Origin of the sequence: Amycolatopsis mongoliensis (assembly GCF_030285665.1) — a bacterium.
Classification (GTDB): Bacteria; Actinomycetota; Actinomycetes; order Mycobacteriales; family Pseudonocardiaceae; genus Amycolatopsis; species Amycolatopsis mongoliensis.
On record NZ_CP127295.1, the window covers coordinates 4,497,047 to 4,522,268 of the forward strand.

The window sequence follows — 25,222 nt, forward strand, 5'->3', positions numbered from 1 at the left end:
CTAGGCCGGCTGCCAGAGTTCGACGCGGTTGCCTTCGGGGTCGGTGACCCAGCCGAACCGGCCGACGCCGGCCATGTCCTGGGTCTCCTCGGCCACCTCGGCGCCCTTCTCGCGGAGCTGGGCGAGCATGGCGTCGAGGTCGCGGACCCGGAAGTTGAGCATGGTCTGCTGGGAGCGGGAGCCGAAGTAGTCCGTCCCGGCCTCGAACGGCGCGAAGACCGTGGGCCCCGGCTCCTGCTGCCACGAGCCGTGCTCGTCGGCGCCGAGGCCGAGGGCGTCCCGGTACCAGGCACCCAGTGCCGCCGGGTCCGCCGCGCGGATGAAGTACCCCCCGATGCCGAGCACGCGTTCCATGCCGCGATCCTGTCAGCGCGGCGGGGAGCCCGGGGCCGCCGACACGCGGAAGGAGCCCCGGACCCGCACTACCCGACGATGTCGATCTCGAACGGGCTGGCCGCGCTGTAGTTGATGTCGGCCCACAGTGCACCCGGCAGGTCGTAGCGCCGGTGGGACGTCAGCTTGTTGTCGTAGCCGGCGACCTGCGTGGGGTTGTGGCCGACGCCCTGGTGGTCGCTGCCCCAGGCGTAGATGTCGCCGACCCACATCGCCTCCGAGTAGCCGTCACCGCCGAGCCGCGGCCGGATGATGACCGCCGCGCCGGGGCTGCCGGACAGGAACACCCGCACCACGTTCTGGTCGGCGTTCGGCGGGGTGACGGTGATGCGCTCCATGATCTCCACTCCAGTCGAGACGGATCGGTTTCCGTCCACTCCGGGCCAGTAGTCGACGACGGACGAGACGTCGTAGCCGGGGGCGACGTTCCCGCGGTACTGCTTGGCGACCGCACCGTCGGGGATGGTGGGATCGCCGTTGTAGTGCGCGATCCAGTAGTGCGGCTCGGCGACGCCTGCCGACGAGAACGCCGACCGCACCGCCGGCCAGGTCGAGAGGTTGCAGTAGACCGTGGGGTCCGCGCCGGCCGCGCGGCGCATCCGGACCCAGCCCGGGGCCTCGCCCGGCGTGGCGTCGCCGGGTTCGACGTCCAGGACGTGGCCGTCGTTCGTGCTCGCTTTCTTGACGATGGTGACCTTGACCGCGCTGGGGAAGCGCGCCCAGTCGGCGGCCGACCAGGGTTCGAGTTTGATCTTGTCGATGTATCCCGCGACCATCTCCGCGCCGGCGGGGATGTTCGCGGCCGTGACCGCGTCGTACATCGTGCGCACGGGTGGGGTCTCCGTTCGATGCCATTCGCCTTTTCGGGGACGGCGAAATCGTCTCCGCGATCCGCCATCGTGGTGTTACCCATGTGGGACGGGCGTCAAGCGCAAATGTTACGCAGTTCCGGTCCGTCACCGAGACGGCCGCATCGCGCAATTCCTTCACCACGGGCTCACGCGGCGATGGTGACTTTCCGCTATCGGTACTGGCTTCCCGCTCACCCGGCTGGCAAGCTGCCAGGACTTCACGACGGAAGGGACGTGCATGGCGGCACACCCGGCGCGGGCGCGGCGCATCGACGCGCGGGTCGTCGTCCTGAGCGTGCTGCTCGTGGTCGCCCTGCTCGCCTGGTTCGGCGTCGACTACCTGCGCGACCGCCTCGCCTCGGGGGGCTGCGACACCACGACCCCGGTCCGCATCACGGCGGCGCCGGACGTCGCGCCGGTGCTCACCGCGCTGGCCCGGTCCGTGCCGGAGCCGGACTGCTACACGGTCGAGGTCACGGCGTCCGCGTCGGCGGCCACCGCGGCGGCGCTGGAAGCCAACGGCGCGAACGGCCCCGACGTCTGGGTGCCGGAGTCGAGCAGCTGGCTGCTGCAGGCCCGTGACGGCGGTGCGTGGAACCTGCCCGAATCCGGCCAGTCGGTGGCGAGCTCGCCGGTCGTGCTGGCCCTGACCGACGAGGTCGCCAAGCAGGCCGGCTGGCCGGGTAAGTCACTGTCGTGGTCGGACGTCCTCGCGGGAAGCCCGGTCGGGTTGCCCGACCCGAGCCGCGACCCGGCCGGCATCGCCGCGCTGATCGGCCTGCAGCAGCTGACCAAGGACGCGCCCGACCCCGCCGCGGCGTTCACCGAGGAGATCCGCAAGGTGTCCGCGGTGAAGGAGCCGTTCACGGCGTCGCCGGCGTCGGAGCAGTCCGTGCTGGCGCGCAAGCTCGTCGCCGCGTACCCGGCGGTGGGTGTGCCGAGCTTCGACTACCCGTACGTCGTGCTGCCGCGCGCGTCGGAGGCTTCACGGTCGGCGGCCGAGCGGTTCCTGCGGCTGGTGCTCGACCAGACCGCCACGAAGACGTTCGCCGACGCCGGCTTCCGGACGCCGGCCGGGCAGCTGCTCGGCGACCGGCCGCGCGACACCCGGACGAACGCCGCGCCGCGCCCGGCCGGGCCGCCCGCGGCGGACGCGATGTACGGCGTGCTGCAGGCGTGGGCCGGGGCCAACCTCAGCGCCCGCGTCCAGGTGCTGCTCGACGTGTCGGGCTCGATGGCCGCCACCGTCCCCGGTACCGGCCGCAGCCGCATGGCGCTCACCCTGGAAGCCGCGACGCAGGGCCTCGGGCTGTTCAAGCCGACGACGGAGATCGGCCTGTGGCTGTTTTCGACCCGGCTCGACGGCGACAAGGACTACAAGGAACTGCTGCCGATGCGGTCCATCTCGGAACAGCTCGCCGGGGGCGGGGTGGCGACGCTGCAGGCGGTCAAGCCGAAGCCCGGCGGGGCGACCGGGCTGTACGACTCGATCCTCGCCGCGTACCAGAACGCGCGCCAGAACTGGCAGCTCGGCCGGATCAACGTCGTCGTCGTGCTCACCGACGGCCGCAACGAGGACAGCGACTCCGTCGGGCTGCCCGGCCTGCTCGCGGAGCTGGGCCGGCTGCAGGACCCGCGGAAACCGTTGCCGGTGATCGGGATCGGCATCGGCCCGGACATCGACGCGAGCGAGCTGAAGCAGGTTTCGGCGGCCACCGGGGGCGAGTCGTTCACCACGCCGGACCCGCGCAAGATCTCCGACGTCTTCTACCAGGCGCTGAGCACGCTCATGTGCCAGCCGCCGGCCTGCAAGAAGTGAGGACACCCGTGTTGGTGGAGACCGAGAAGCCCGCCCCCCGGGTGGCGCGAAGACCGTCCACTCTCGTCGTGGCCGCGTTCGTCGCGGGTGTCGTGCCGTTGGCGCTTCACTCCTGGGCCGCGCTGCACGGGAATTTCGCGCAGGACGACTTCGTGATGACCTACCGGGCCGCCGTGGCGGGGCCGTTCGACCTCGGCTACCTCTTCCAGGACTACCACGGGCACCTGACACCCGGCGGGTTCTTCCTCGCGGCGGTGATGACGTGGTGGGCGCCGCTGAACTTCCCGCTCATGGTGGCGCCGCTGCTGCTGATGCGGGCCGTCGCGACGGTGCTGTTCTGGTGCCTGCTGGTGCGCTGCTTCGGCCACCGCTGGGCGATCCTGGTGCCGTTCACCGTGTTCACGGCCTCGACGCTGCTGCTGGTCCCGACGCTGTGGTGGGCCTACGGGGTCCAGATCGTCCCGGTGGTGCTCGCAGCCGCCGGGGCGGTGTACTGGCACGTCCGCTACCTGCGCGAGGGCGGCCGGTGGTGGATCGGCACGTTCGCGTGGACGCTCTTCGGCTTGGCGTTCTACGAGAAGGCCGTGGTGGTCCCGGTGCTGCTGGCCGGGGTGACCGTCCTGCTCGGACAGTCCTTCCGGGAGCGGTGGCGCTATTGGGCGGGGCACGCGGTGCTGCTCGCCGCGTTCGTCGTGGGCTACCTCGCGCTGACGTCGAGCCAGGTTTCCCCCGGCGGCACGCCGATGACCGCCGGGACCGTCGCCGACCTGACCGGCCGGATGCTCGGCGACACCTTCCTGCCCGGGCTGGCCGGCGGGCCGTGGTCCGGGCCCGGCCCGGGCGCGACCTGGGCGCCGTCGCCGTTCGTGGTGGTGGTCCTGCTGTTCGCCGCGGCACTGGCACTGCTGCTCGCCGGCGCTCGCGTGGGCGGGCGGCGGGCGTGGCGGGCGTGGGCGCTGCTCGGGCTGCTGTTCGCGGTGGACGTCGGCCTGCTGGCGCTGACCCGGCTGCGCGAAGTCGGCCCGGCCGCCGGCGACGACCCGCGCTACCTCGCCGAGCTGGCGTTCGTGGCCGCCCTTTGCGGAGCGTTCGCGTTCCTGTCACCGGACGGAATTGCGCCGTCCGGCGGAAAGCGGGAACGGCCGATCGCGCTCATCGCGTGCGTGCTTTTGCTCGTAAGTTCCGTCGTGGGATTTTCACAGCTGGCCCCGGCATTGCGGTTCGGGCATTCCGCGCAGTACCTCGGGAACGTCCGGGCGGCCGTCGCGGCGGACCCGGATCTGGTCTTCTTCGACACGTTCGTGCCGTCCGATGTGGTCCACGAGTGGTTCGGCGCGGACTCCCAGGCGTCCCGGGTGGCCGGCCTGGTGCCCGGCACGCACTTCGACCAGCCGACGAACCGGATGCACCTGCTCGACGCGACCGGCACACCCCGCCTGATCACCGGTGTGGACGCGGAGTCCCGCGAAGTGACCGGGCCGGTGCCGAACTGCGGCTACACGGTCGGCGAAACGCTGGTGAGCGTTCCGCTGGACAAACCGGTGCTCGGCCGGCACCTGCTGAAGATCGACTACTTCACCTCCGACGGCGGCGAAGGCCTGGTGGACCGCACGCCGGTGTGGTTCCAGGCCGGGCTGCACTCGCTGTACCTGCCGGTGGACGGCCTGTTCGACCACATCGGCGTGCAGCTGTCGAGCCCGGGCGCGCCGGTGTGCGTCGCGAAGGTCGAGATCGGGAAGCCGGTGACTCAGTAGGGGTCGTACGGGCTGTCGTGCCCGAAGAGCCGGGCCACCGGCCGCAGCCGCAGGCGCAGCAGCACCTTGATCCCGACGTTGCGCAGGAACCACGGCAGCTGGGCCAGCACGCGCACGCGGTCCGCCGTGGACGGTGGCGCCAGCCGGAACCGCGCCAGCGACGTCGCCCGGTCCACGTAGGCGTACCGGCGTCCGAAGAGGACCTTCGCGATCGTGCCGAGGGTGACGCCGATCGAGGAAAAGCAGTCGTGGACCAGGATTTCCGCACCCGGCGGCAGGTGGGCCGACCAGCGCAGGTCGTCGGTGTAGGTCCAGTAGTCGTGCTTGCCGTCGATGTAAAGCAGCTGTATGGGCCGGTCCCAGTCAGGGCGCAGTTCCGTGCTGTAACCGGCGACGAGCTCGACGACGTCGTCCAGCCCGGCCTGCCGGATGTTGCGTTCGAACAGCTGCCGCGTCGGCGATCCGCCGAACAGCCTGCCGTCCACGAAGGGGTCCACGGCGATCACCGTGGCGCCGACCGTGCGGGCCGCCGCGCCGAGGACGATCGTGGATCTGCCCTGGTGGCTGCCGATTTCCAGGATGACGTCGCCCTTTTCGAGGCGGCGCGCGGCCTGCCACAGCGCCTCGCCCTGGGCGCGCGTCATCCAGCCCTTGACCGGTTCGGCCATGGCCCATGCGTCGGCGAAGCCGTCCGCCACCAGTTCGTCCGGAATGGCGCACCTGCCAGGAGTTCGGGGGACTCGGGAAAATCGTCGGCACATGGTAGCCAGGTTTCGGCCTAGTATCTACCGGATGGTAACCGCCACCCGCGAACGGTCCCGGGACGACGCCCCGCCCTCCGGCGGCGCCCGGAAGTTCTCGGTGGGTGCGCTCCTGCGCCGGCCCGGCACGTGGATCGTGCTGGCGCTGACCACGTTGTCGTTCCTGCAGATGCCGGGGAAGACGACGTTCGACACGAAGCTCGACCTCGCCGTCGACCCGCTCGCCTTCCTCGGCCGCGCGCTGCACCTGTGGAACCCGCAGGCGACGGCGGGGGAGCTGCAGAACCAGGCGTACGGCTACCTCTTCCCGATGGGCCCGTTCTTCGCGCTGTGCCAGGCCGTCGGCATGCCGGCGTGGATCGCGCAGCGGCTGTGGGGCGCGATCCTGCTCTCGGCCGCGTTCGGCGGCGCGCTGCTGCTGGCGCGGGCGATGAAGCTCGGCACCGAACGCACGCGGCTGATCGGCGCGCTCGGGTACGCGCTCGCGCCGCGCATGCTGACCGAAATCGGCGGTCTGTCCGCGGAAATGCTGCCCGCGGTGCTGCTGCCGTGGGTCCTGGTGCCGCTGGTCCGGGCCGGGACGATCGGGTCGCCGCGGCGCGCCGCCGGGCTGTCCGCCGTCGCCGTGCTGTGCATGGGCGGGGTCAACGGCGCGATGGTCGTGATGGCGCTGGTCCTGCCGGGACTGTGGCTGCTGACGCGCAAGTGGACGCGCCACCACGTCGAACTGGTCCTGTGGTGGTTCGTCTTCGTCGTCGGCGCGACGCTGTGGTGGATCCTGCCGCTGCTGCTGCTCGGCGAGTACAGCCTGCCGTTCCTGGACTACATCGAGTCCGCGACGAACACGACCGCGCCGATGTCGCTGTTCGAGGTGCTGCGCGGGACGAACCAGTGGGTCGCCTACGTCGTGCAGGGCACGCCGTGGTGGCCGGGCGGCTGGTCGCTGATCGACAACCCCGTGCTGATGCTGGCGACCGGGCTCGTCGCCGGCGTCGGCCTGCTCGGCCTGACCCGCCGGGGCCTGCCGGAGCGGCGGTTCCTGGTGCTCGGCGTCGTCACCGGCCTGACCCTGCTGACCATCGGCTACGTCGGCACGCTCGACAGCCCGCTGGCCGAGCAGGTCCGGCACCTGCTCGACGGGCCGCTCGCCCCGCTGCGCAACGTGCACAAGTTCGAGCCGGTGCTGCGGCTGCCGCTGATGCTGGCGTTCGTGCACGGCATCTCGAGCCCGGTCCGGGTGAAGTCCGCGCGCCGGTTCCTCCGGCCGGCCCTGGGCCTGCTGCTGGTGCTGGTGATGGCCGCGCCCGCGTGGCTGCTGAACCTGCGGTCCGGGCCGGGCTGGGACGAGGTGCCCGGCTACTGGTACGACGCGATGGGCTACGTCGCCAAGGCCGACCCGAACGCCCGGACGCTGCTGCTGCCGGCCACCGGCTTCGGCGAGTACGACTGGGGCCGCACGGTCGACGAGCCCGCGCAGGCGATCGCGAAGAGCCCGTGGGCGGTGCGCAACCAGGTACCGCTGGGGTCGGAAGGCAACACCCGGCTGATGGACTCGGTCGACGCCGCGCTCGCCGACGGCCGCGGCGACCCGGGGCTCGCCGCGTTGCTCGCCCGGTCCGGGTACCGGTTCCTGCTGCTGCGCAACGACATCGACCGCGAGCGGAACACCGCTCCGCCGATCGCGACGCTGCGGGCCGGGCTGGCCGGCTCGCCCGGCATCGGCAAGGCGGCGGAGTTCGGGCCGCTCGAGGTCTACGAGGTCCGCCGCCAGGTGCCACTGGCCACGGCGACGTCTGCGAAGGACGTCCCGACGGTGAGCGGCGGCCCGGAGAACCTGCTCCCGCTGATCGACTCCGGCCAGCTCGACCCGGCGACGCCGACCGTGCTGACCGGCGACGGCGGTTCGCCCGGTGGCCCGCGGCTGGTGACCGACGGCCTGCGCCGCGCCGAACGGAACGTCGGCGGCGTGCGGGACAACCTCAGCCAGACCCTGACCGCCGGGGAGGCGTTCCGCCAGCAGCGTGCGGCCGGTGATGTCCTGCCGTTCCCGGGCGAGGAGCACCAGACCGTCGCCGCCTACCGGGGCATCCGTGCGGTGACGGCGTCGACGGCCGCGTCGTTCGCCGACGCGTTCGGTGGGTCCGACCCGGGGCACCAGCCCTTCGCGGCGATCGACGGCGACCCGCGCACCGCGTGGCACTCGTCGTCGTTCACCGGGCCGGTCGGCCAGTGGCTCGAGGTGGAGCTGGACACGCCGAGGCTGGTGAACTCGGTGGACCTGCAGATGGTGGACGACATCCGGGTGGGCTGGCCGCCGACCCGGATCCGGATCACCACCGACAACGGCTCGGTCGACCAGCAGGTGATCCGCGGCGCGGGGTCGCACACCTACTCCGTCGCCGCCGGGGTCACCCGCAAGGTGCGGATCACGCTGCTGTCGCTGGTGGTCGGGCGGCAGGACGGGAACGTCGGCATCGCGGAGCTGAAGATCCCCGGCACCGAGCCGCAGCGCGCGCTGGAGGTGCCCGCAGACCTGCCCGCCGGGCCGGCGCCCGGGTTCGCGTTCACGCGCGGCGCGCAGCCGCGTTACGCGTGCCTGCCCGCGGCCGGCGCGGTGCGCTGCGACGCCTCGACCGCGCGGGACGGCGAAGAGCCCGACGGCATCCGGCGGCTGTTCAGCACCCCGGCCGAGCAGACGTTCCTCGTCGGTGGCTCGGTGCTGCCCGCGGGCGGCGGGAAGAACCCGGTGCAGCTGCCGGGGGTCACGGTGGCGTCGACGTCGCAGCTGGCCGGCGACCCGGCGGCGGGCGGGTTCGCGGCGGTGGACGGCGACGCCGGCACGACGTGGCGCCCCGACGCCACCGACCTGCGCCCGGCGCTCACCCTGGGCTGGACCGGCCCGAAGCGGATTTCCGGGCTGCACATCGGAGTTTCGCCCTCGAGCGGGGCCCGTGCGCCCCGGCAAGTGGAGCTCGTGGGTCGCTCGGGCTCGCGCACGGTGCAGCTCGACGAGGGCGGGTCGGCGTCGTTCGAGCCTCTGGACACCGACCAGCTGCAGATCGTGCTGCCGGGGGATGACGACGACCCCGCCGCGCGTGCCGTGGTCGGCATCGGGAGCCTGGAGCTCTCCGGCACCGACGGCCTCCTGCCCGGGCCGGACCCGGCGTTCGCCGTGCCGTGCGGCTCGGGGCCGAACGTCCACCTCGACGGGCTCGACTACCGGACCTCGGTGCAGGGGACGCTGTCGGACATCACCGCGCACCGGCCGCTGGCCCTGCGGATGTGCCGGGATTCGGAGGGCGGGATCTCCCTGCCCGCCGGCGGGCACGAGCTGCGGACGGACCGGTCGGAGTCGTTCGTCGTCCAGGACCTGTGGCTGCGTCCTTCGGTGGCCTCCTCGCCGCCGGTGCACCGCGCGGTGCAGGTGGAGAAGTGGGACGCGGCGTCGCGGTCGGTGAAGGTGGCGCCGGGCGCGGAGGCGGTGCTGGCGGTCCCGGAGAACGCGAACGCCGGCTGGCTGGCCACTTTGGACGGTCGTGAGCTGGCCCGCACCCGGGTCGACGGCTGGCAGCAGGCGTGGATCGTCCCGGCCGGCGCGGGCGGGGTGGTGTCGCTCTCCTTCACGCCGGACTCGGCGTACCGGATCGCGTTGCTGATCGGCGCTTTCGCGGTGCTGGTGCTGCTGGTGGGGGTGTTCTGGCCGGCCCGGCGGCGGCCGTTCCGCGTGGTCGCCGGGGGTTCGCTCGTCCCGGTGGCGCTGATCGTGCTGCTGGTGGCGCTGGGCGGGATGCTGCCGGTGGTGCTGCTGATCGCGTGCCTGCTGGCCCGCCAGTTCTGGGACCACGCCCCGCGCTACCTGGCGTTCGGCGGCATGGTCGTGGCGGCGGTGGTGTCGGTGACGGGCCGGATCCTGGGCCACGGCCAGGAGTGGGCGTACGGCCCGGTGACCCAGGCGGCCCTGCTGCTGGCGGCGGCCGCGATGGTGGCCACGTGCGTGGACTGGTTCACCCGCAAGGAGCCGGCTTCTTGAGGCAGGCGGGGTGCCGATGGAGGATTTTGGGCGTTGGGCGGCCAGGATCTTCCTCCGGCGGTCAGCGGACGTGGACGTCCGGCCGTGGCCGGCCGCGAGCGATCTCGTAGCCGGCGCGGAGCTCGTCGAGCACCACCTCGGGTTCGGTCCGCAGGCGTACGGGCAGCGTCTGCAGCACCAGCACGCCCGCCGTCAGGTATCGCGTGTTCCTGGCCAGGGTCCGGGCGTGATCGTGCGGATCGGCGTGGTGGCTGCGGGAGTCGATTTCCCAGGCGAAACCGACGTCGTCCCACCAGGCGTCGGGCGAAGCGACATAGCGGCCGCCGGAATCGAAGAGCTGGACGTTCCAGCCACAATCGGGAAGCCCCGAACGCTTGCGCAGCCGCCAAGCGTCCGCTTCGGCCACCGACCGCGCGCCGTCGAGGAGGGGAGCGAGGGCCCTGGTCGGCAGCGCCTTGCCCGCTCGGCTGCCCGCGGCCAGCTCGTGGGCGAGTGCCGAGGGTGTGCAGAAGCGACGCTGGATCGCCTCGGCCATCATCGCGAGCACGGTGTCGTGGTCTCGCAGCCGCCGTGCGGCGTCGACCACCGCGCGGTGCGCCGGGGCCACGGGGAGGCCGTCGAGGAGCCTGGCTCGGGGCAGGCGCGTGGTCCGTTCGATGTGGACGAAGCTCGAGCTGGAAACCCGGCGCCCGGCGGGGATGAGCACGTGAACGTCGCGGGGGACGGGTACCTTGCGGAGCCCGTGCCGGTGCAGCGCGTGGATCCCGGTCAGCACGGCCCCGTCGCGACCGTGCAGCAGGGCAGCCCGAATCCGGTGCTCGTCAGTCGGTTCACCGCTCCCGAGCAGCACTATGCCGGGCAGCAGGCGTTGCCACGGTCCGGGCGGCTCGCACCGTCGCGACACCGTTCGCCGCGGGACGCCCATGGACTCCAGCAGGTTCGCCCGGACGACCTGCGGGCGTCCGGCGTTCAGCAGCGGGTGCCGGGTCCAGTCTCCTCTTCGCACCCTCCCACCATGAAACGATCTTCGCCCGGAGGGAAGCGAACAGCACGAACGGACCGTTCGCGCCCCGCCGGCGAGCTCGGATCACGGCTGGGCGGTGCGGCGGGCTCGGAGCTCCAGGACCGCTCCGGCCACCGCCAGGCCGCCGGCGCTGCACGCTGCCACCGTCACCACCTGGGCTGCCGACGCGTGCAGCCACGCCGTGATCAGCAGGGCCTCCACGCCCACCGCCGCCCACATCAGCACCGCGACCCGGCGATCACCGTCGGCCAGCCGCGCGTACAGCAGGATCTGGACCAGCGCCAGCATCGACCCGGCCAGCGCGAACGGCCACACCGGCATCGTGCTCCCGGCGTACCGCGCACCGCCGATCAGCGACAGCAACGACGGCCCCAGCACGACCGAAGCCAGCAGCACGAAAGCGTCCAGAAACGCACAGACGGCCAGCGCCACCGGCAGCACGCGCCGCCGGCCGGAAGCGGCGGCGAACCGGGGGAGCACCAGGACCCCCACCGCCTGCGGCAGCCAGTACGCGATCTTCGTGATGATCGCCCCCAACGCGTACTCGCCCGCCTCCGAAGCCGGCAACGTGTGCCGCGCCAGCACCAGGTCCAGGTTCACCAGCAGCACCAGCGCCAGCATCGCCTGCGCCGTATGGAGTACTTCGACGCCGTGGCGGTCGGCCCAGCGCGGACGCGGGCGGCCGCAGATCCGCCAGCCCGCCGCGACCACCACCAGCGACCCGAGCGCGGTCCCCACCAGTGCGCCGGTCGTCGAGCCCGCCACCAGCAGGCCCACCAGGGACCCGCCGACCTTGCCGGCGCCCTCCAAGGCGATCAGCCCGGCCAGCGTCGCGAACCGGCGGGCGCCCTGCAGCAGCCCGTGGAACATCCCGAGCAGCGTCAACGGCCCGAGCGCGGCCGTCACCAGCAGCGCCGGCGCCAGCGAGCCCAGGTGCAGCAGGAGCACCAGCAACGGGCTGAGCGTCAACGCCGCGGTCGCGACGATGGCGCTCGTCACCAGGCCGAGCGCGAACAACGACCCGGTGTGCTGCGGTGAGCGCGCGACCCGCAGCGCCACCACCGTCTGCAGCCCCATCGCCGGGACGACGCCGATCACCAGCACCGCCAGCAGCGAGCTCAGCTCCCCGAACGCCCCGGGCGCGAGGATCCGCGCGGCCACGAGGCTCAGCACGTAACTGCCCGCGTTGTTGCCCGCGAGCGCGAGCGAGACGAGGATCGCCGCGACCCGGTTGCCGGTCCGGGCCGGCACTTCGGTGTCTACGCTCAACGGCGGGCTCCCATTACCGGCGGGTAATTTCCAGGGACCCTAACCGCGCGGGCACCGGAAAGGAAGGGCAGTGGACGCACCGAGCAAGCGGCTCGCGCTGCCCGTCGTGTCCGCCCTGCTGGCGTTCGCCGTCTGCGCACCCCTGCTCGGCCGCGGGTTCGTCCTGTCCTACGACATGGTGTTCGCGCCCCGGCAGTACTTCGTGCCGGACGCCTTCGGGATCGGCAGCACGCTGCCCCGGTCCGTCCCGGCCGACGCCGCCGTCGCGCTGGCGACCACCGTGCTGCCCGGCGACATCGTCCAGAAGATCGTCCTGCTGGCGGCCGTCTTCTTCGCCGCGTACGGTGCCGGCCGGCTGGTCCCGACCGAGCACCTGGGCACGCGGCTCGTCGCCGCGACCGCGTACGCCTGGACGCCGTACCTCGCGGAGCGGCTGCTCATCGGGCACTGGCCGCTGCTGCTGACCTACGCCTGCCTGCCGTGGATCGTCAGCGCCGGGCTCGCCGCGCGGAAGCACGAGCCGAACGCGCTGCCGAAGCTGGTGATCGCGTGCGCCCCCGCGGTCCTGACCCCGCCGGGCGGCGTGCTCGCCGCCGTCGTCATGGCCGTGGCGGCCGGGTCACGCCGTCTCTGGCAGACCCTCGCCATCGCGATCGTGCTCAACCTGCCGTGGCTGGTCCCGACCTTCCTCAACGCCGGCGGCACCTTTTCCGACCCGGCCGGCGTCACGGCGTTCAGCGCCCGTCCCGAAAGCTGGGGTCCCGCGCTGCTCAGCGTGCTCGGCCTGGGCGGCATCTGGAACGCCGAAACGGTTCCCGGCAGCCGGGCCATGCCGCTGATCCCGGTGCTGACGCTGCTCGTCGCCGCCATCGCGGTCGCCGGGCTCCGGCCCCTCACGCAACGGTGGGGGAAGGCGCCGGCCCGCTCGCTGTTCGGTCTCGGCGCCGCGGGCGTGCTCCTGGCGTCGCTGGCGACGTTGCCGGGCGGCGACGCGCTGCTGACCGCCGCCACGCGGCACCTGCCCGGCGCCGGACTCCTGCGCGACGCCCAGAAATGGGTCGCCTGGTGGGCGTTGCCGCTCGCGCTGGGCTTCGCGCTGGCCATCGAGGTCGCCGCGGCCAAGCTGAAGACCGAGCGAGGCCGCATCGCGCTCGTGACGGCGGCGGCCGTCTTCCCCCTGCTCACCATGCCGGACCTGGCCTGGGGTGGCTGGGGACGGCTCGGCACCGCGCAGTACCCGGCCGACTGGCGGGCAGTGTCCGAAGTGCTCGGTGACCGCCCCGGCGACGTGCTGACGTTGCCGCTTTCGACGTTCCGCGGGTTCGCGTGGAACGACGACCGCACGCAGCTCGACCCGGCGCCGCGGGTCCTCCCGAAACCCGTGCTGATGGACGACACCCTCCTGGTGGGACCGGATCGCATCACCGGGGAGGACCCGCGCATCGGCGACGTCCGCGCCGCGACGTCCGCCCGTGAGCTCACCGCCGCGGGCATCGGCTGGATCCTCGTCGAGCACGGGACACCCGGTTCCGTCGACTCGCGGTTGCTCGCCGACGCGACTCCGGTGTGGTCGGGTGAGTGGCTGACGCTCTACCGGACCCCGGGTGTGCCCGCGGTGAAAGCGATCTCGTGGACGCCCGTGCTGGTGGCGAACGGAGTAGCGCTCGCGTCGCTGTGCGTCGCACTGTTGTGCCGCATGTTACCGATGCGTACATTGGGCCGCGGCAGGAATTCCCCGCCGCGGAAGGAGTGACACGTGGGCACGGTCATCGGCGTGGTCGCCGCCGTCATCATCGGAGGCGGTCTGGCGACCGGAGCCGGGTTCGCCCTCACGCAGGGTGCCGACCCGGACACCTCCGCCCAGGTGCAGGAAAAGCTCAACGCGCAGGTGAAGTACAACCCGGCCGACCACCCGAACAAGCTCTACGGGAACCGCTGACGCGGTGACCCCGCTCGCCTCCGACCACGCGCACCGCGTCGTCGGGTTCTACGGCGACCCCACCGTTTCCTGGAGCATCCTCCTCGAAGCGGACCTCGGCACGGCCGCTCCCGAACCGGAGAAGCTGCGGGCCCGGCTCGCGGCCGCCGTCCAGCAGTACCCGCACCTCGGTGCTGTGCCGGAAATCGAGTGCACGACCGACCTATCGGCCACTCGCGACCGCTTCGCTTCGGCGCCCTACGAACGATCCGCGCCGCTCCTGCGCGTCGCCGTCCGCGCCGAGGAGCCCACCCTGCTCGTCGCCGCGCACCACGGCGCCCTCGACGGCCTGGGGCTGCTCTCGCTGCTCGGCATCCTGCTCGACGTCCCGGTTTCCTCGGCGGCGACCGGGATCGGCGAACGCACCGGCGGCAAACCCTTTGCCCTTTCAGCAGTCCAGCGGCTCGCTGAGGCGCTTTTCGCGCCCCCGGGCCGGATCGCACCCGACCGGGACGCGCCGGCCGTTGGTGACGTCTTCTGCGCTGGGCACGAGCCGCGGTTGCGCTTGGGCGCGGCGGGGTTCGTCGCGGCCGCCGTCCGCGCGACGGAAAGCTGGAACCGCGCGCACGGCGCCCGCACCGCCCGCGTGGTGGCCGCGCTGGGCGCGTCGTGGCGCTCCGGGGCCGCGCCGGAACCGGTGCACGACAGCGCTTTCTTCCGGCTGCGGCTCGGTCCCGGCGCGGACGTCGCCGCGGTACTGGCGGCCCAGGCGCCGGAGCCGGACTTCCCCGCCCGCAGCAGCAGGCTCGCCCGGCTGGGCACGCGGCTGCTGGCGAGCCGGCTCGGCTCGACGTTCCTGGTGTCCAACCTCGGCGTGGTGTCCACCGGGGACACCGTGCGTTCGCTGGCGTTCTACCCGGCCGCGAGCGGCCGGTCCGGTGTGGCGTTCGGCGCGGCGACCACGGGAGAGGTCACCACGGTGACCGTGCGGGCCCGCCGCAAGGACTTCGACGCGTCGGCCGCCGCCCGGCTGCTCGACGAGTTCCGGGACGCGGTCCGCGACCAGGCGCCGCGGCGATGACGTGAATGACTCATTCCTGTCGTCCGACGACAGGAATGAGTCATTCACGTCGTCCGGTCACGATGCCAGAGCCCGGCCACGGGCCACCTTGCCCAGCACCCGCGGCCGGGGCGCGGGGAGCCCGGAGACGTCCCGGACCAGGGACTCGAACTGCCCGACGCTCGCGTCCCAGCTGAACTTCCCGGCCCGTTCGGCCCCGGCCAGGCCCATTTCCGCGCGCCGCAGGCCGTCGGCGAGCAGGCCGTCGACCTGGGCGGTGAAGTCGTCGAAGTCCTCGGCGAGCAGGCCCGTGCGACCCTCCACGATGGACTCGGCCACGCCGCCCGCGGCGCGGTAGGCGACCGACGGCACGCCGTGCGCCGCGGCCTCCATGATGACGATGCCCCAGCCTTCCTTGACCGACGGGCACAGGTGCAGCCACGACCGCTCGAGGATCTCGTGCTTGGCCTGCTCGTCGACCCAGCCGTGCAGGACCACGCGGTCGGCCACGCCGCGCGAAGCCGCGTGCGCGCGCAGCACTTCGTCCCACGGTCCCTGGCCCACCACCTCGAGCTTCAGCGAAGGCCAGCGCCGCGCGAGCCGCGCGACGACGTCGATGGCGTGCTCGATCCGCTTGTGCGGCACCAGCCTGCTCACCGCGACCAGGGTCGGCGACGCGTCCCGCCCGGACACACAGGGTGGCGGCGCATCCAGCCCGTTCGGCACCACCGTCACCCGCGAACGCTCGATCCCGAGGCCCGCCAGCTCCGCCTTGGTGACCTCGGAAACCGTGGCGTAGCGGCACTTCCGGAACAGCCACGGCGCCAGCCGCGACTCGATCCACCAGCCGACCCGGCCCAGCGTCTCGCCGAGCGCGCTGATCCACTGTTCCTTGTGGACGTGGTGCACGAGCACCAGCACGGGGCAGCCGGCGACCAGCCGGGCGAAGAACGGCATCCCGTTCTGCACGTCGACCACGAGGTCCGCGCGGGCCCGGCGGATGGCGCGCAGCGCGTGCGCGTACACGCCGAACTTGTTGCCCCGCCGCCGGTATCGGACGCCGTCGCGCCATTCCCCGGCGGTCGCGCCCGGGTAGGCGGCGCACTGGATTTCGACCCGGTACCCGGCTCTCGCGAGCCCTTCGGCCATCCGCTCGACGTACCGCTCGGACCCGCCGCCTTCGGGGTGGCCGGTGTCGCGCCAGTTGACGAGGAGCACTCGAGGTCGTTCCATCGGGTTATCCAAACTGTAGCGACGATGCTAGGTTACCGGTGCGTACACAGTAGAGGAACGTATTCGGGAAAGCGACGGTTCAATGGTAGGTAATCCGGTGCTCGACCGACCTCATCGGGCCACGCTGAGTCGCTCCGTGACACTGTTCCGCACGTTCCTCACCGAGCAGACGGATCCGGACGGCTTCTATTCCGCGCTGGCCGCCGACTCGGTCCGGCAACTGGCCGCGCACACTCCGCTGTCCGGCCGCACGATCCTCGACGTCGGCGGCGGGCCGGGTTACTTCTCCGACGCGTTCCGCGCGGCCGGTGCGGTCTACCTCGGCCTCGACCCGGACGTCGGCGAGCTGTCCGCGCGCGGCGAGCCCGGCGAGAACATGATCCGCGCCAGCGGCACGGAACTGCCCGTACGCAGCGGTTCCGTCGACGTCTGCTACTCGTCGAACGTGCTCGAACACGTCGCCGAGCCGTGGGTGATGCTCGACGAGATGTGCCGGGTGACCAAGCCCGGCGGCACGGTCTTCGCGTCCTTCACGCCGTGGTACTCGCCGTGGGGTGGCCACGAGACCGCGCCGTGGCATTTCCTCGGCGGGTACTACGCCCGGCAGCGGTATTCCCGGAAACTGGGGAAGCAGCCGAAGAACAAATTCGGGGAAAGCCTGTTCCCGGTTTCGGTCGGCGCCGCGCTCCGCTGGGCGAAGGCGACGCCGCTCGCCGATTTCGTGGCCGGGTATCCGCGGTACCACCCGAGCTGGGCGATGTGGATCGTGCGGATTCCCGGCCTTCGCGAAATCGCGTCCTGGAATCTGGTCCTGGTCCTGCGGAGGCGCTGAGCCTCAGCGGTCGGCGCCGACCGGAACCCGGTGCCGCCGCTGCGGCGGGGCCGGCGGCTCGGCCGGGCGACGGCGGACCAGCAGAACGATCGCGACGATGATCAGCACGCCGCCGCCGATGCCGAGCCAGAGCGGGCCGGTGCTCGACAGGAACTCCAGCCTGCCCTTGTTCTCGTTCACCTGGTCGACCATCTGCGAGATGGTCTTGCCGTTGTAGGCGAGCGTCCCGTCGAACACGACCGTCGAGCTGCCGCTGGTGCCGACGCGCAGCTCCTGGTGCTGCTGTTGCTGCTGCTTGACCTGGATCCCGGTGACCGGCTCCACCCACATCGTGTTGACGCCGCGGTAGTAGAGGTCGGCGTCCACGCTGGACTGGTCGGAGCCGACCAGCGAGCCGGGCACCTTCTTCGAGTCGAGCTTCGTGTCCGGGATGTCCTGGACGAACTTGTAGGTCTCGATCCCGTTCACCGTCTCGGTGCCGGTGTACCGGGCGGTGACGGCCGCGCCGGTGTTGTCGTCGTAGACCTTGTAGTCCTTCTGCTCGGTGCCGAAGGGGAACTTGAAGTTCAGGCCGGGCTGCGCCTTCTCGATGTTCGCCTCGGGCGGCTTCTGGCCGTCCTGGTCGGCCTTGTCCTTCAATTCGGTGACGTAGCTGCTCCGGGCGTCGCACTGCGGGTCCGTCGCGCCGCGCGGGTCGTAGCCCTCGCCGGAGCGCCGGTCGAAGCAGACCTGCCGCTTGGTCGCGCTGAGCACCGTGCCGTCGCCGTCGTCGGTGACCTGCACCGCCAGCAGCCAGACCGCGTAGTCGGTGTCCTCGCGCATCTCGGGTGCGCTGAAGTTGGCCTGGACGTGCGCCGTCGCGGTCAGCTTGGCGTTGTCGCGGATGTTCGACACCGGGCCGGACCCGTTGTCGGTCACGGCGAGGACCTTGCTTGCGGTGCCTTCGAGCACCGACGTGGAGTCCTGGTCGAGCGGCACCTTGGCGAGCTTGGGGTAGACGTACGTGGGGAGGAGCACCGCCCCGGCCACCGCGAAAACGCCCAGTGCCAGCAAGATCAGGCCGAAAGCACGTCGCAACGGTCCTCCTGGGTCGGTCTTCGTCGACACGCAAATTACCCGGCGGTAATCAGGTGGGAGGGATAGTGGCCTGCGCCACGCCGCGCGTCAAAGTGTGACCGGCGGTCACAGACATCCGGTGCGACCGGAAGGTCGCATGTGCGCCGCCGTTCGGACCAAGCGACCAAACATGTTTGTTCCCGGGCACAACGGGCACGGGCCCAGGATCGGACGATCCTCCCTCCGCCGCGCCGTACCGCAAAGGAGAAGACCCCTTTTGCTCCAGGATCCCTCGATGGTCGCCATCGCGGCCACCGCGCGCTGGCGGGCCCGGATCGTGGCGGCGGCCGCGAGCGCGGGAATCACGCTGACCGACCCGCTGGCCGGTGTGCCCGGCATCCGCGTGCTCGCCTGCACCCCGGGCGACCTCGGCGTGATCGTGCCGCGGCTCGGCGGTGGGCCCTCGCGCGCGGCGATCGGCGCGCATTCGGACTCGATCGCCGACCGCGAGCTGCGCGACGCCGTCGCCGACGTCGCGGCGCTGCTTTCCTTGCACGGCAACGTGGTGCTCGACCTCGACGCCGGCGGCCGCCGGCGCGCGGCGACCCGGCCGGACGTGGTCGTCTCGGCCGGTGTGGACCGTCCCCAGTGGACGGAGCCGGCGGTGACGCTCCCGGTGGGCACGGACCGGCGCGGGGGTCCGCTCACGGTGGCGCTCACCGCCGGTCCCGGCTTCGAGGAGACGCTGCTGGAACTGGCGAGACTGGTCGAAGCGGACGCGGCCCAGCCGGTCTGCCGCGGCTGGTCGTGAGTGGGAAACAGGGCTAGAACACTGTTCCCGCTCACGACTCCTGTGCGACGAACCGGCTGAGCAGGTCGTGCAGGCGGCGCCGGTCCGCGTCGTCGAACACCTCCAGCAGGCCGGTCATCGCCTCGGCGAACAGCTCGTCCGCTTCGGCGAGCCGTCGCTCGCCCTCCTCGGTGATCACGATCTCGTAGGCCCGCCGGTCGGCCGCGGATCGCTCTCGCCGCACGAGGTTCCGGCGTTCCAGGTCGTCGACGATCCGCACCAGGGTGGACTTGTCGACCCCGAGTGCCGCGCCGAGCTCGCGCTGGCTGTGGATCCCGCCGGCCCGGACCGCCGACAGCACACCCGCGTGCTGCAGCTCGATGCCGGTCGGCCGCGCCGCGTCGTTGGCGTGCGCGCGGGCCAGCCGGTGCGCGCGGTAGAGCAGCATCCCGAACGTGCTCGGTTCGGCCGGTTGAGCCTCCATGGCGGCAATGCTAGCATACGAGACATTCTCAGATGAGATCGTCTCACGATGGGGGTAATCGTGCGAGTACTGATCAGCGGCGCCGGCCTGGCCGGGCCGTGCCTGGCCCACGGCCTGCGCCGGCACGGCATCGACGTCCTGCTCTTCGAACGGGACGCCGCGGTCGACGCCCGCTCGCAGGGCTACCGGATCCACATCGGCGGCGACGGCGACGCGGCGTTGCGCGAGTGGCTGCCCGCCGAGGCCTACGAGCAGGCCGTTGCGACGTCCTGCCGCCCCGGCGGCGGGGTCACGGTGGCCGGACCCGACCTGGCGGCGTTCACCGCGGTCCCGGTGCCGCCGGACGCCGCGGGGATCACCGTCGACCGGCTGACGCTGCGCCGGATCATGCTGCGCGACCTGGCCGGCTGCACGCGGTTCGGCGCCGGATTCGCCGGCTACGGCCTGCTCGACGACGGCCGGGTCCGGGTCCGGTTCGCCGACGGCACCACCGAAGACGGCGACCTGCTGGTCGCCGCCGACGGGGCAGGCTCCGGCATCCGGTGCCGGCTGCTGCCGGACTTCCCGGTGACCGTCGACGACACCCGGCTGATCTACGGCCGCACGCCGCTGACCGACGAGGCCCGCCGCCTGACCCCGGACTCGGCGCTCGAAGGATTCCTCGGGGTGGCCGGCCCGGACGGCCGCCGCCTCGCGCTGGCCGCCCAGCGCTTCCGGCGCGACCCGGCCGAGTTCGGTCTTCCGCCGGCCGGCGACTACGTCATGTGGTGCGCGGCCGCACCGTCGAGCGCGTACGGTCCGGACTTCTTCCGGCTGGGTGCGGAAGAGCTGATCGACCTGGCGACGGGGGCGCTCGCCGGCTGGCACCCGTCACTGGGCGCGCTGGTCCGGCTGGGCGACCCGGCCTACGTCGTGCCGTCGGGCGTCTACCTCTCCGAGCGGCCCGAGCCGTGGGCGCCGGGTCCGGTGACCCTCGCCGGCGACGCGGCGCACCCGATGCCGCCGGCCGGCATCAGCGCGGGGGTGGCGCTGTACGACGCGGGCCTGCTCGCGGGCCGGCTGGTCTCGGGCGCGCCGCTGCTCGACGCCGTCGGGGAGTACGAGAAGGAGATGCTCGACCACGGGTTCGCCGCGGCCGCCGTCGCCACCCGGAGCCACCGGGGCGAGCACTAGTCGTCGACCCACTCCAGGAGGTCGCCGGGCTGGCAGCCGAGCACGCGGCACATGGCTTCGAGGGTGCTGAAGCGCACCGCCTTCGCGCGGCCGTTCTTCAACACCGCGACGTTGGCCGGCGTCAGCCCGACCTTCTCGGCGAACTCCCCGACGCTCATCTTGCGCTTGGCCAGTTCGACGTCGATGCGCACGACGATCGGCATCAGATGACCGCTTCCAGGTCGGACCGCAGCGTGGTGGCCTGGCGCAGCAGGGCCCGCATGACCACCATCAGCAGCCCGATCACGGTGATGCCGACGGTGACCAGGAACAGCAGCATCGGCATCCCCGGGTCGTCCGCGTTGAAGCCGACGAAGATCAGCATGCCGACGAAGACGAGCCACGCGGCCGCCACGGCCCAGACGATCGCGTCGACCCACTTCAGGGACGCGGTGGTGAAGATCCGGTCCTTCTTGACCAGCGTCAGCAGCTTCCAGGTCGCGACGAGCACCACCTGGACGCACAGCACCAGGAACACCGCGATGGCGGTCAGCGGCCAGCGCAGGTTCGCGTCGTGCGGGTTCTGGCTCGTCGTGTAGGCGATCCCGCCCGGCAGCGAGAGCATCTGGAAGACGAGGAGGACGCCGAACAGCACGACGAGGAAGACCCGGAGCGCGGCGACGGCGCGTCTTTCGGTGAGCATGAGACGACTATCGCCGCCAGTCTATCGAAAGTCAATCGGTAGCTGTCGATCTACGATGGTTCTGGATCAAGCCGCACCGATTCGAGGGCGACGTACAGCTCGCCGATGTCGACGGGGTCGGTCAGGTCGCGCTTGGTCAGGTCCTGCACGCGGCGCAGCCGGTAGCGGACCGTGTTGGGGTGCACGAACAGCCGGTCCGCGGCCTCCTTCGCCGAGCCGTGGCCGGCGTACCACGCGAGCAGCGTGTCGAGCAGGACCTTGCGTTCCGCGCCGGGCAGGGCGAGCACGCCGGCCAGCGCGGACCGCACGACGTCCCGGGCCATCCCCGGCGCGGCGGCGACCAGCGTCGTCACCGGCGAGTCGCCGAACACCACCACGCCGGCCGTCCCCGACGGCAGCGAGCGGCGGGCGATCCGGGCCCGGTGCAGCGCGTCCGGGACGTCCGGGAACCCGCTGAACGGCTTGCTCATCCCGGCCGCCACCGGCAGCGAGCCCAGCACTTCGCGCAGCCGCCGGACGTCCTCGATGCGGTCGATCGCGACCAGGCCCGCCTCGCCGCCCGGCCGCCAGGCCGAGCGCCAGCGGCGCGCCCGCAGCAGCGCCTCGACGGTGTCCTGCTCGTCGGGCTCGACGCGCTCGGTGACCACGACGACGAACATGCCCGCGGTCGGCAGGCCCAGGTCCCGGGCGGCGGCCTCCATGTCGGCCTGGCTCATCAGCCTGCCGCGCAGCAGGTCGTCCAGCCGGCGCGCGTCGGCGTGCGACGGCTCGGCGGCGACCTGTTCGTACGCCGTGGTCAGGGCGTCGGAGTAGAGGTCGATCGCCTTCCAGACGTAGGAGTTGATCTCGATCGTCCGGGTGGGGTTGAGGAACTCCGGGCCGGCGAGCTCGAGGAGGGCTTCGTAGACGAAGGTGCCGCCGATGCGGAAGGCGCGCAGCACCGCGGGCAGCGGGATGCCCTGGCGGGCCTGGACGAGTCCGGTCTTGCGGGCGGCGTCGAGGGCGAGGCCACGGCCCTCGACGAGCGCCGTCAGCGCGCGCTCGAGGTTGGCCTGGCAGACCTGCCGCAGCTCACCGGGCGCGACGTGCTCCACCTGGCGGTAGAACTCGTCTTCTTCGCTGAGCAGGCGGGCGAGGCGGTCGGCGAACTCGGGCAGTCTGGCCAGCATCTCGCGCACCAGTTCGCGGTGCTCGCGAGGCACTGGCCTGGCGAGAGCTTCGATGCCCATTCCTCACTTTAGCTCGGGTCCGCGGCCCGGGACATGCACGAACTTGAGCAAAATTCATGTCCACCGAGTGATCGTCCCGGTGAGGGGTTGACGCGACGATCGACCCACTAACGCTTGCGCGCGGTGAGGTAGACGTGCGGTTCGGGGCCGGCCGCGGGGTGGTCGGGCACGAACAGCGCCTGCTCTTCGCGGACGATCTCCAGGCCGGCCGCGCGGAGTTTTCCCGTCAGGGCCTCGGCGGTGAAGCTGCTCGCGCGGACCGGGTGTCCCATGAAGACGATGTCGACGCCGTCCACGTCGGCGGGCACGGTGGCGAAGACGAGCAGGCCGCCGGGCTTCAGCCAGTCCGCGAACCGGCCGAGCATCGTCTCCTGGTCGGCCCGGGGGAGCTGCAGCATCGAGAAGAACGCCGTGACCGCGTCCCACGTGGCGGTTTCGAAGGACAGTTCGCGCATGTCGCCGACCTCGAACCGCGCCGCGGGCACCCGGGCCCGCGCGAGGTCGACCATCTTCGGCGCGACGTCGTACCCGGTCACCGCGCAGCCGGCCGCGGTGAGCAGGTCCGCGGCCGGGCGCCCGGTTCCCGAACCGACGTCGAGCACCGCGGCGCCGGCCGGCAGCCGTTCGGCCAGCGCGGTGATCGCGGCCCGCTGCTCGGCCAGGTTCCGGAAGGCGTGTTCGTAGTCCTCGCCGAGCGCGTCGAAGACTTCGGCGGCGGTTTCGGGACGCGTCATGAGCCCACCCTGTCAGACGTTCGGTTGCGCAACTTCCGAACCGATGCGTGCAATTACAGAGTAAGTTCCAGCAAAACCTTGTGTAGGGGGCGAGTGGCGACCTACTCTTCCGCGGCACTCCACTCGAGAATCGAGGTTCGTGATGGCGCGCCGCACCCTCGCCACCGTGTTCGTCGCCGTCGTCACCCTGCTTTCGGTGGCCGCGCCCGCGTCGGCCGCCGGGAGGCCGGTCGTGACGCGGGCCGCGCTCGATCCCGCGCTCGTCGCCGGGCGGGGCGCCGATGTCGGCTTCCTCGAGCAGGAGGCGGAGAACGCGCGCACCGACGGCGTGGTGATCGGCCCGGACCGCGCCGCCTACACGCTGCCCGCCGAGGCGTCCGGGCGGCGTGCCGTCAAGCTGACGGCCGGTCAGTACGTCGAGTTCACGCTGCCCGCCGCCGCGAACGCGATCACCGTCCGGTACAGCATCCCGGACGCGCCGCACGGCGGCGGGATCACCGCGCCGCTCGACGTCACCGTGAACGGGGCCCACCGGCAGCGGATGACGCTGACCTCGCAGTACTCCTGGCTGTACAACCAGTACCCGTTCACCAACGATCCCGGCGCGGACCTGCTGCACCCGGACTGGTGGATCACCGAGTGCTCGTGCGTGCCCGCGGCGACCACCCCGGCGCCGGTGATCACGAAACCGTTCCGCCCCAGCCACTTCTACGACGAGCAGCGGCTCCTGCTCGGCCGGTCCTACCGCGCGGGGGACCGGGTCCGGCTCGCCGTCCCGGCCGGGACCGCCGCCGCGTGGACGGTCGTCGACCTGCTCGACTCCGAGCTCGTCGCGCCGCCGCGGTTCGTTCCCTTCGCGGCCGACGCGGTGCTCTTCGGCGCCGACCCGACCGGCCGCCGCGACTCGGCCGACGCCCTCGACCGAGCCATCTCCTTCGCGCGGCGCGCTCACCTCGAGGTGTACCTGCCGCCCGGGACGTACCAGGTCAACCGGCACATCATGGTCGACGACGTCACGATCGAAGGCGCGGGCAGCTGGTACACGATCGTCAAAGGGCACGAAGTGACCCTGGACAAGCCGGCGCCGGACGGTTCGGTCCACACGGGAGTCGGCTTCTACGGCGAGCACGCCTCGAACGTCCACCTTGCGGGGTTCGCGATCGAAGGCGACGTGCGGGAACGCATCGACACCGACCAGGTCAACGCGATCGGCGGGGCGCTCAGCGACTCCACCGTGGACTCCCTGTACCTCCACCACACGAAGGTCGGCCTGTGGTTCGACGGGCCGATGCGGAACACCAGCGTCACGAACACCGTCATCGCCGACCAGATCGCGGACGGCCTGAACTTCCACACGGGCGTGACGGATTCGGTGGTGGCGAACAACTTCGTGCGCAACACCGGCGACGACGCGCTGGCGATGTGGTCGGAGAAGACGCAGGACGCGCGGAACACGTTCGACCACAACACGATCCAGACGCCGGTGCTGGCCAACGGGATCGCGCTGTACGGCGGCGCGGACAACACCGTTTCGGGCAACCTGGTCGCCGACCCGGTCCGCGAGGGCAGCGCGATCCAGCTGGGCTCGCGGTTCGGGGCCGAAGCGTTCGCCGGGAAGCAGCGGATCGCGGGCAACACCACCGTGCGGGCGGGGACGTTCGAGCTGAACTGGAAGATCGGGCTCGGCGCGATCTGGTTCTACGCGCTGGACCGGGACATCGCCGCGGACATCGAGGTGACCGGCGACCACTTCCTCGACACCACGTACAACGCGATCATGCTGGTCAGCGACTTCCCGGTGAAGGACAAGTACTCGATCACCGGGCTGGAGTTCGCCGACCTGCGGGTCGACGGCACCGGGACGTCCGTCCTCAGTGCCCGGTCGGCCGGCTCGGCGTCGTTCCGGAACGTCGACGCGCGCAACGTCGGCGCGGTCGGCGTCAACAACTGCGGCTCGTTCTCCTTCCCGCCGACCGGGTCGGAGTTCTCGCTGACCGACCTCGGCGGCAACGACGGAGGCTGGCTCGCGCCGTGGCTGCTGCCGAACACGATCACCTGCGACGACCGGCCGCCGGTCGTGCCGCCCCCGGCGCCGTCGGGGTGGTGACCTAGGGTTCGGTCGTGGCCGGT

Annotated in this window: 22 protein-coding genes; 10 read left to right on the forward strand and 12 right to left on the reverse strand. The window is 72.1% G+C overall.

All coding sequences use genetic code 11. The annotated features are described in order from the left end of the window. Window positions 1-354 (reverse strand): VOC family protein, encoded by a 354-nt coding sequence (locus tag QRX60_RS21960; protein ID WP_286002641.1) that lies wholly within the window; start codon window positions 352-354, stop codon window positions 1-3. Window positions 355-422: 68 nt separating this feature from the next. Then, the gene (locus QRX60_RS21965) at window positions 423-1,223 is read right to left on the reverse strand and encodes a glycoside hydrolase family 25 domain-containing protein (protein ID WP_332845837.1); all 801 of its coding nucleotides are present in this window, start codon (window positions 1,221-1,223) and stop codon (window positions 423-425) included. A gap of 259 nt (window positions 1,224-1,482) precedes the next feature. Here QRX60_RS21965 and QRX60_RS21970 point away from each other — a divergent pair, with 259 nt between their 5' ends. Continuing rightward, window positions 1,483-3,063 (forward strand): substrate-binding and VWA domain-containing protein, encoded by a 1,581-nt coding sequence (locus tag QRX60_RS21970; protein ID WP_286002642.1) that lies wholly within the window; start codon window positions 1,483-1,485, stop codon window positions 3,061-3,063. Between the two features lie 11 nt (window positions 3,064-3,074). Then, window positions 3,075-4,817, forward strand: a complete 1,743-nt coding sequence (locus QRX60_RS21975; protein ID WP_286003664.1) for a glycosyltransferase family protein — start codon at window positions 3,075-3,077, stop codon at window positions 4,815-4,817. Here the strand turns inward: QRX60_RS21975 and QRX60_RS21980 are convergent. Continuing rightward, window positions 4,811-5,485 (reverse strand): class I SAM-dependent methyltransferase, encoded by a 675-nt coding sequence (locus QRX60_RS21980; protein ID WP_286002643.1) that lies wholly within the window; start codon window positions 5,483-5,485, stop codon window positions 4,811-4,813. The two genes, QRX60_RS21975 and QRX60_RS21980, sit on opposite strands and share 7 nt — an antisense overlap. Window positions 5,486-5,609: 124 nt before the next feature. On the opposite strand from QRX60_RS21980, the gene QRX60_RS21985 reads away from it, so the two are divergent. Then, a complete protein-coding gene (locus tag QRX60_RS21985; protein WP_286002644.1) occupies window positions 5,610-9,608 on the forward strand; it encodes an alpha-(1->3)-arabinofuranosyltransferase in 3,999 nt (1,332 codons plus the stop codon). Between the two features lie 61 nt (window positions 9,609-9,669). On the opposite strand, the gene QRX60_RS21990 is transcribed toward QRX60_RS21985, so the two are convergent. Both QRX60_RS21990 and QRX60_RS21995 read right to left on the reverse strand, forming a co-directional pair. Continuing rightward, the gene (locus QRX60_RS21990; RefSeq protein ID WP_286002645.1) at window positions 9,670-10,614 is read right to left on the reverse strand and encodes a hypothetical protein; all 945 of its coding nucleotides are present in this window, start codon (window positions 10,612-10,614) and stop codon (window positions 9,670-9,672) included. An 81-nt stretch (window positions 10,615-10,695) separates the two neighbouring features. Further along, the gene (locus QRX60_RS21995; protein WP_286002646.1) at window positions 10,696-11,901 is read right to left on the reverse strand and encodes a lipopolysaccharide biosynthesis protein; all 1,206 of its coding nucleotides are present in this window, start codon (window positions 11,899-11,901) and stop codon (window positions 10,696-10,698) included. Between the two features lie 70 nt (window positions 11,902-11,971). Between QRX60_RS21995 and QRX60_RS22000 the strand changes: the two genes are divergently transcribed. From QRX60_RS22000 to QRX60_RS22010, 3 genes are read left to right on the forward strand one after another with little or no spacing between them, the layout of a single operon-like run. Continuing rightward, complete coding sequence (locus tag QRX60_RS22000; RefSeq protein ID WP_286002647.1) at window positions 11,972-13,654, forward strand: hypothetical protein; 1,683 nt, start codon at window positions 11,972-11,974, stop codon at window positions 13,652-13,654. Window positions 13,655-13,657: 3 nt separating this feature from the next. Beyond that, window positions 13,658-13,840 carry a hypothetical protein gene (locus tag QRX60_RS22005; RefSeq protein ID WP_286002648.1) on the forward strand — a complete coding sequence of 61 codons (183 nt, stop codon included), beginning with the start codon at window positions 13,658-13,660 and terminating at the stop codon, window positions 13,838-13,840. A 4-nt stretch (window positions 13,841-13,844) separates the two neighbouring features. After that, window positions 13,845-14,900 (forward strand): hypothetical protein, encoded by a 1,056-nt coding sequence (locus QRX60_RS22010; RefSeq protein WP_286002649.1) that lies wholly within the window; start codon window positions 13,845-13,847, stop codon window positions 14,898-14,900. A 57-nt stretch (window positions 14,901-14,957) separates the two neighbouring features. Here QRX60_RS22010 and QRX60_RS22015 read toward each other — a convergent pair whose 3' ends face one another. Beyond that, entirely contained in the window at window positions 14,958-16,097 is a 1,140-nt protein-coding gene (locus QRX60_RS22015) for a glycosyltransferase family 4 protein (RefSeq protein WP_332845866.1), read from the reverse strand. A gap of 151 nt (window positions 16,098-16,248) precedes the next feature. On the opposite strand from QRX60_RS22015, the gene QRX60_RS22020 reads away from it, so the two are divergent. Continuing rightward, the gene (locus QRX60_RS22020; RefSeq protein WP_286002651.1) at window positions 16,249-16,944 is read left to right on the forward strand and encodes a class I SAM-dependent methyltransferase; all 696 of its coding nucleotides are present in this window, start codon (window positions 16,249-16,251) and stop codon (window positions 16,942-16,944) included. A gap of 3 nt (window positions 16,945-16,947) precedes the next feature. On the opposite strand, the gene QRX60_RS22025 is transcribed toward QRX60_RS22020, so the two are convergent. Further along, window positions 16,948-18,021, reverse strand: a complete 1,074-nt coding sequence (locus QRX60_RS22025; RefSeq protein ID WP_286002652.1) for a DUF3068 domain-containing protein — start codon at window positions 18,019-18,021, stop codon at window positions 16,948-16,950. Window positions 18,022-18,295: 274 nt separating this feature from the next. Between QRX60_RS22025 and QRX60_RS22030 the strand changes: the two genes are divergently transcribed. Beyond that, complete coding sequence (locus tag QRX60_RS22030) at window positions 18,296-18,811, forward strand: hypothetical protein (RefSeq protein WP_286002653.1); 516 nt, start codon at window positions 18,296-18,298, stop codon at window positions 18,809-18,811. A 31-nt stretch (window positions 18,812-18,842) separates the two neighbouring features. On the opposite strand, the gene QRX60_RS22035 is transcribed toward QRX60_RS22030, so the two are convergent. Then, window positions 18,843-19,274 (reverse strand): MarR family winged helix-turn-helix transcriptional regulator, encoded by a 432-nt coding sequence (locus tag QRX60_RS22035; protein WP_286002654.1) that lies wholly within the window; start codon window positions 19,272-19,274, stop codon window positions 18,843-18,845. A gap of 60 nt (window positions 19,275-19,334) precedes the next feature. Between QRX60_RS22035 and QRX60_RS22040 the strand changes: the two genes are divergently transcribed. Continuing rightward, window positions 19,335-20,447 carry an FAD-dependent oxidoreductase gene (locus tag QRX60_RS22040; protein WP_286002655.1) on the forward strand — a complete coding sequence of 371 codons (1,113 nt, stop codon included), beginning with the start codon at window positions 19,335-19,337 and terminating at the stop codon, window positions 20,445-20,447. Here QRX60_RS22040 and QRX60_RS22045 read toward each other — a convergent pair. The 4 genes from QRX60_RS22045 to QRX60_RS22060 form a co-directional block, all read right to left on the reverse strand. Continuing rightward, window positions 20,444-20,650, reverse strand: coding sequence for a helix-turn-helix domain-containing protein (locus QRX60_RS22045; RefSeq protein ID WP_072476895.1), 207 nt, complete (start codon window positions 20,648-20,650; stop codon window positions 20,444-20,446). The two genes, QRX60_RS22040 and QRX60_RS22045, sit on opposite strands and share 4 nt — an antisense overlap. Continuing rightward, window positions 20,650-21,129, reverse strand: coding sequence for a DUF2975 domain-containing protein (locus tag QRX60_RS22050; RefSeq protein ID WP_286002656.1), 480 nt, complete (start codon window positions 21,127-21,129; stop codon window positions 20,650-20,652). Before QRX60_RS22050 ends, QRX60_RS22045 begins: the two co-directional genes overlap by 1 nt. A gap of 50 nt (window positions 21,130-21,179) precedes the next feature. Next, on the reverse strand, window positions 21,180-22,358 hold the full coding sequence (locus QRX60_RS22055) for a PucR family transcriptional regulator (protein ID WP_286002657.1): 1,179 nt from the start codon (window positions 22,356-22,358) through the stop codon (window positions 21,180-21,182). A 107-nt stretch (window positions 22,359-22,465) separates the two neighbouring features. After that, window positions 22,466-23,092 (reverse strand): class I SAM-dependent methyltransferase, encoded by a 627-nt coding sequence (locus QRX60_RS22060; protein ID WP_286002658.1) that lies wholly within the window; start codon window positions 23,090-23,092, stop codon window positions 22,466-22,468. 142 nt (window positions 23,093-23,234) lie between these two features. Between QRX60_RS22060 and QRX60_RS22065 the strand changes: the two genes are divergently transcribed. Further along, a complete protein-coding gene (locus QRX60_RS22065) occupies window positions 23,235-25,199 on the forward strand; it encodes a glycosyl hydrolase family 28-related protein (RefSeq protein ID WP_286002659.1) in 1,965 nt (654 codons plus the stop codon). Window positions 25,200-25,222 lie beyond the last annotated feature (23 nt).

Coding starts and splice junctions, on each gene's coding strand:
- QRX60_RS22060 (WP_286002658.1), bottom strand. CDS start 23,092: ATGACGCGTCCCGAAACCGCCGCCGAAGTCTTCGACGCGCTCGGCGAG.
- QRX60_RS21960 (WP_286002641.1), bottom strand. CDS start 354: ATGGAACGCGTGCTCGGCATCGGGGGGTACTTCATCCGCGCGGCGGAC.
- QRX60_RS21980 (WP_286002643.1), bottom strand. CDS start 5,485: ATGGCCGAACCGGTCAAGGGCTGGATGACGCGCGCCCAGGGCGAGGCG.
- QRX60_RS21970 (WP_286002642.1), top strand. CDS start 1,483: ATGGCGGCACACCCGGCGCGGGCGCGGCGCATCGACGCGCGGGTCGTC.
- QRX60_RS22065 (WP_286002659.1), top strand. CDS start 23,235: ATGGCGCGCCGCACCCTCGCCACCGTGTTCGTCGCCGTCGTCACCCTG.
- QRX60_RS22035 (WP_286002654.1), bottom strand. CDS start 19,274: ATGGAGGCTCAACCGGCCGAACCGAGCACGTTCGGGATGCTGCTCTAC.
- QRX60_RS22050 (WP_286002656.1), bottom strand. CDS start 21,129: ATGCTCACCGAAAGACGCGCCGTCGCCGCGCTCCGGGTCTTCCTCGTC.
- QRX60_RS22055 (WP_286002657.1), bottom strand. CDS start 22,358: ATGGGCATCGAAGCTCTCGCCAGGCCAGTGCCTCGCGAGCACCGCGAA.
- QRX60_RS21985 (WP_286002644.1), top strand. CDS start 5,610: ATGGTAACCGCCACCCGCGAACGGTCCCGGGACGACGCCCCGCCCTCC.
- QRX60_RS22030 (WP_286002653.1), top strand. CDS start 18,296: ATGGTCGCCATCGCGGCCACCGCGCGCTGGCGGGCCCGGATCGTGGCG.
- QRX60_RS22045 (WP_072476895.1), bottom strand. CDS start 20,650: ATGCCGATCGTCGTGCGCATCGACGTCGAACTGGCCAAGCGCAAGATG.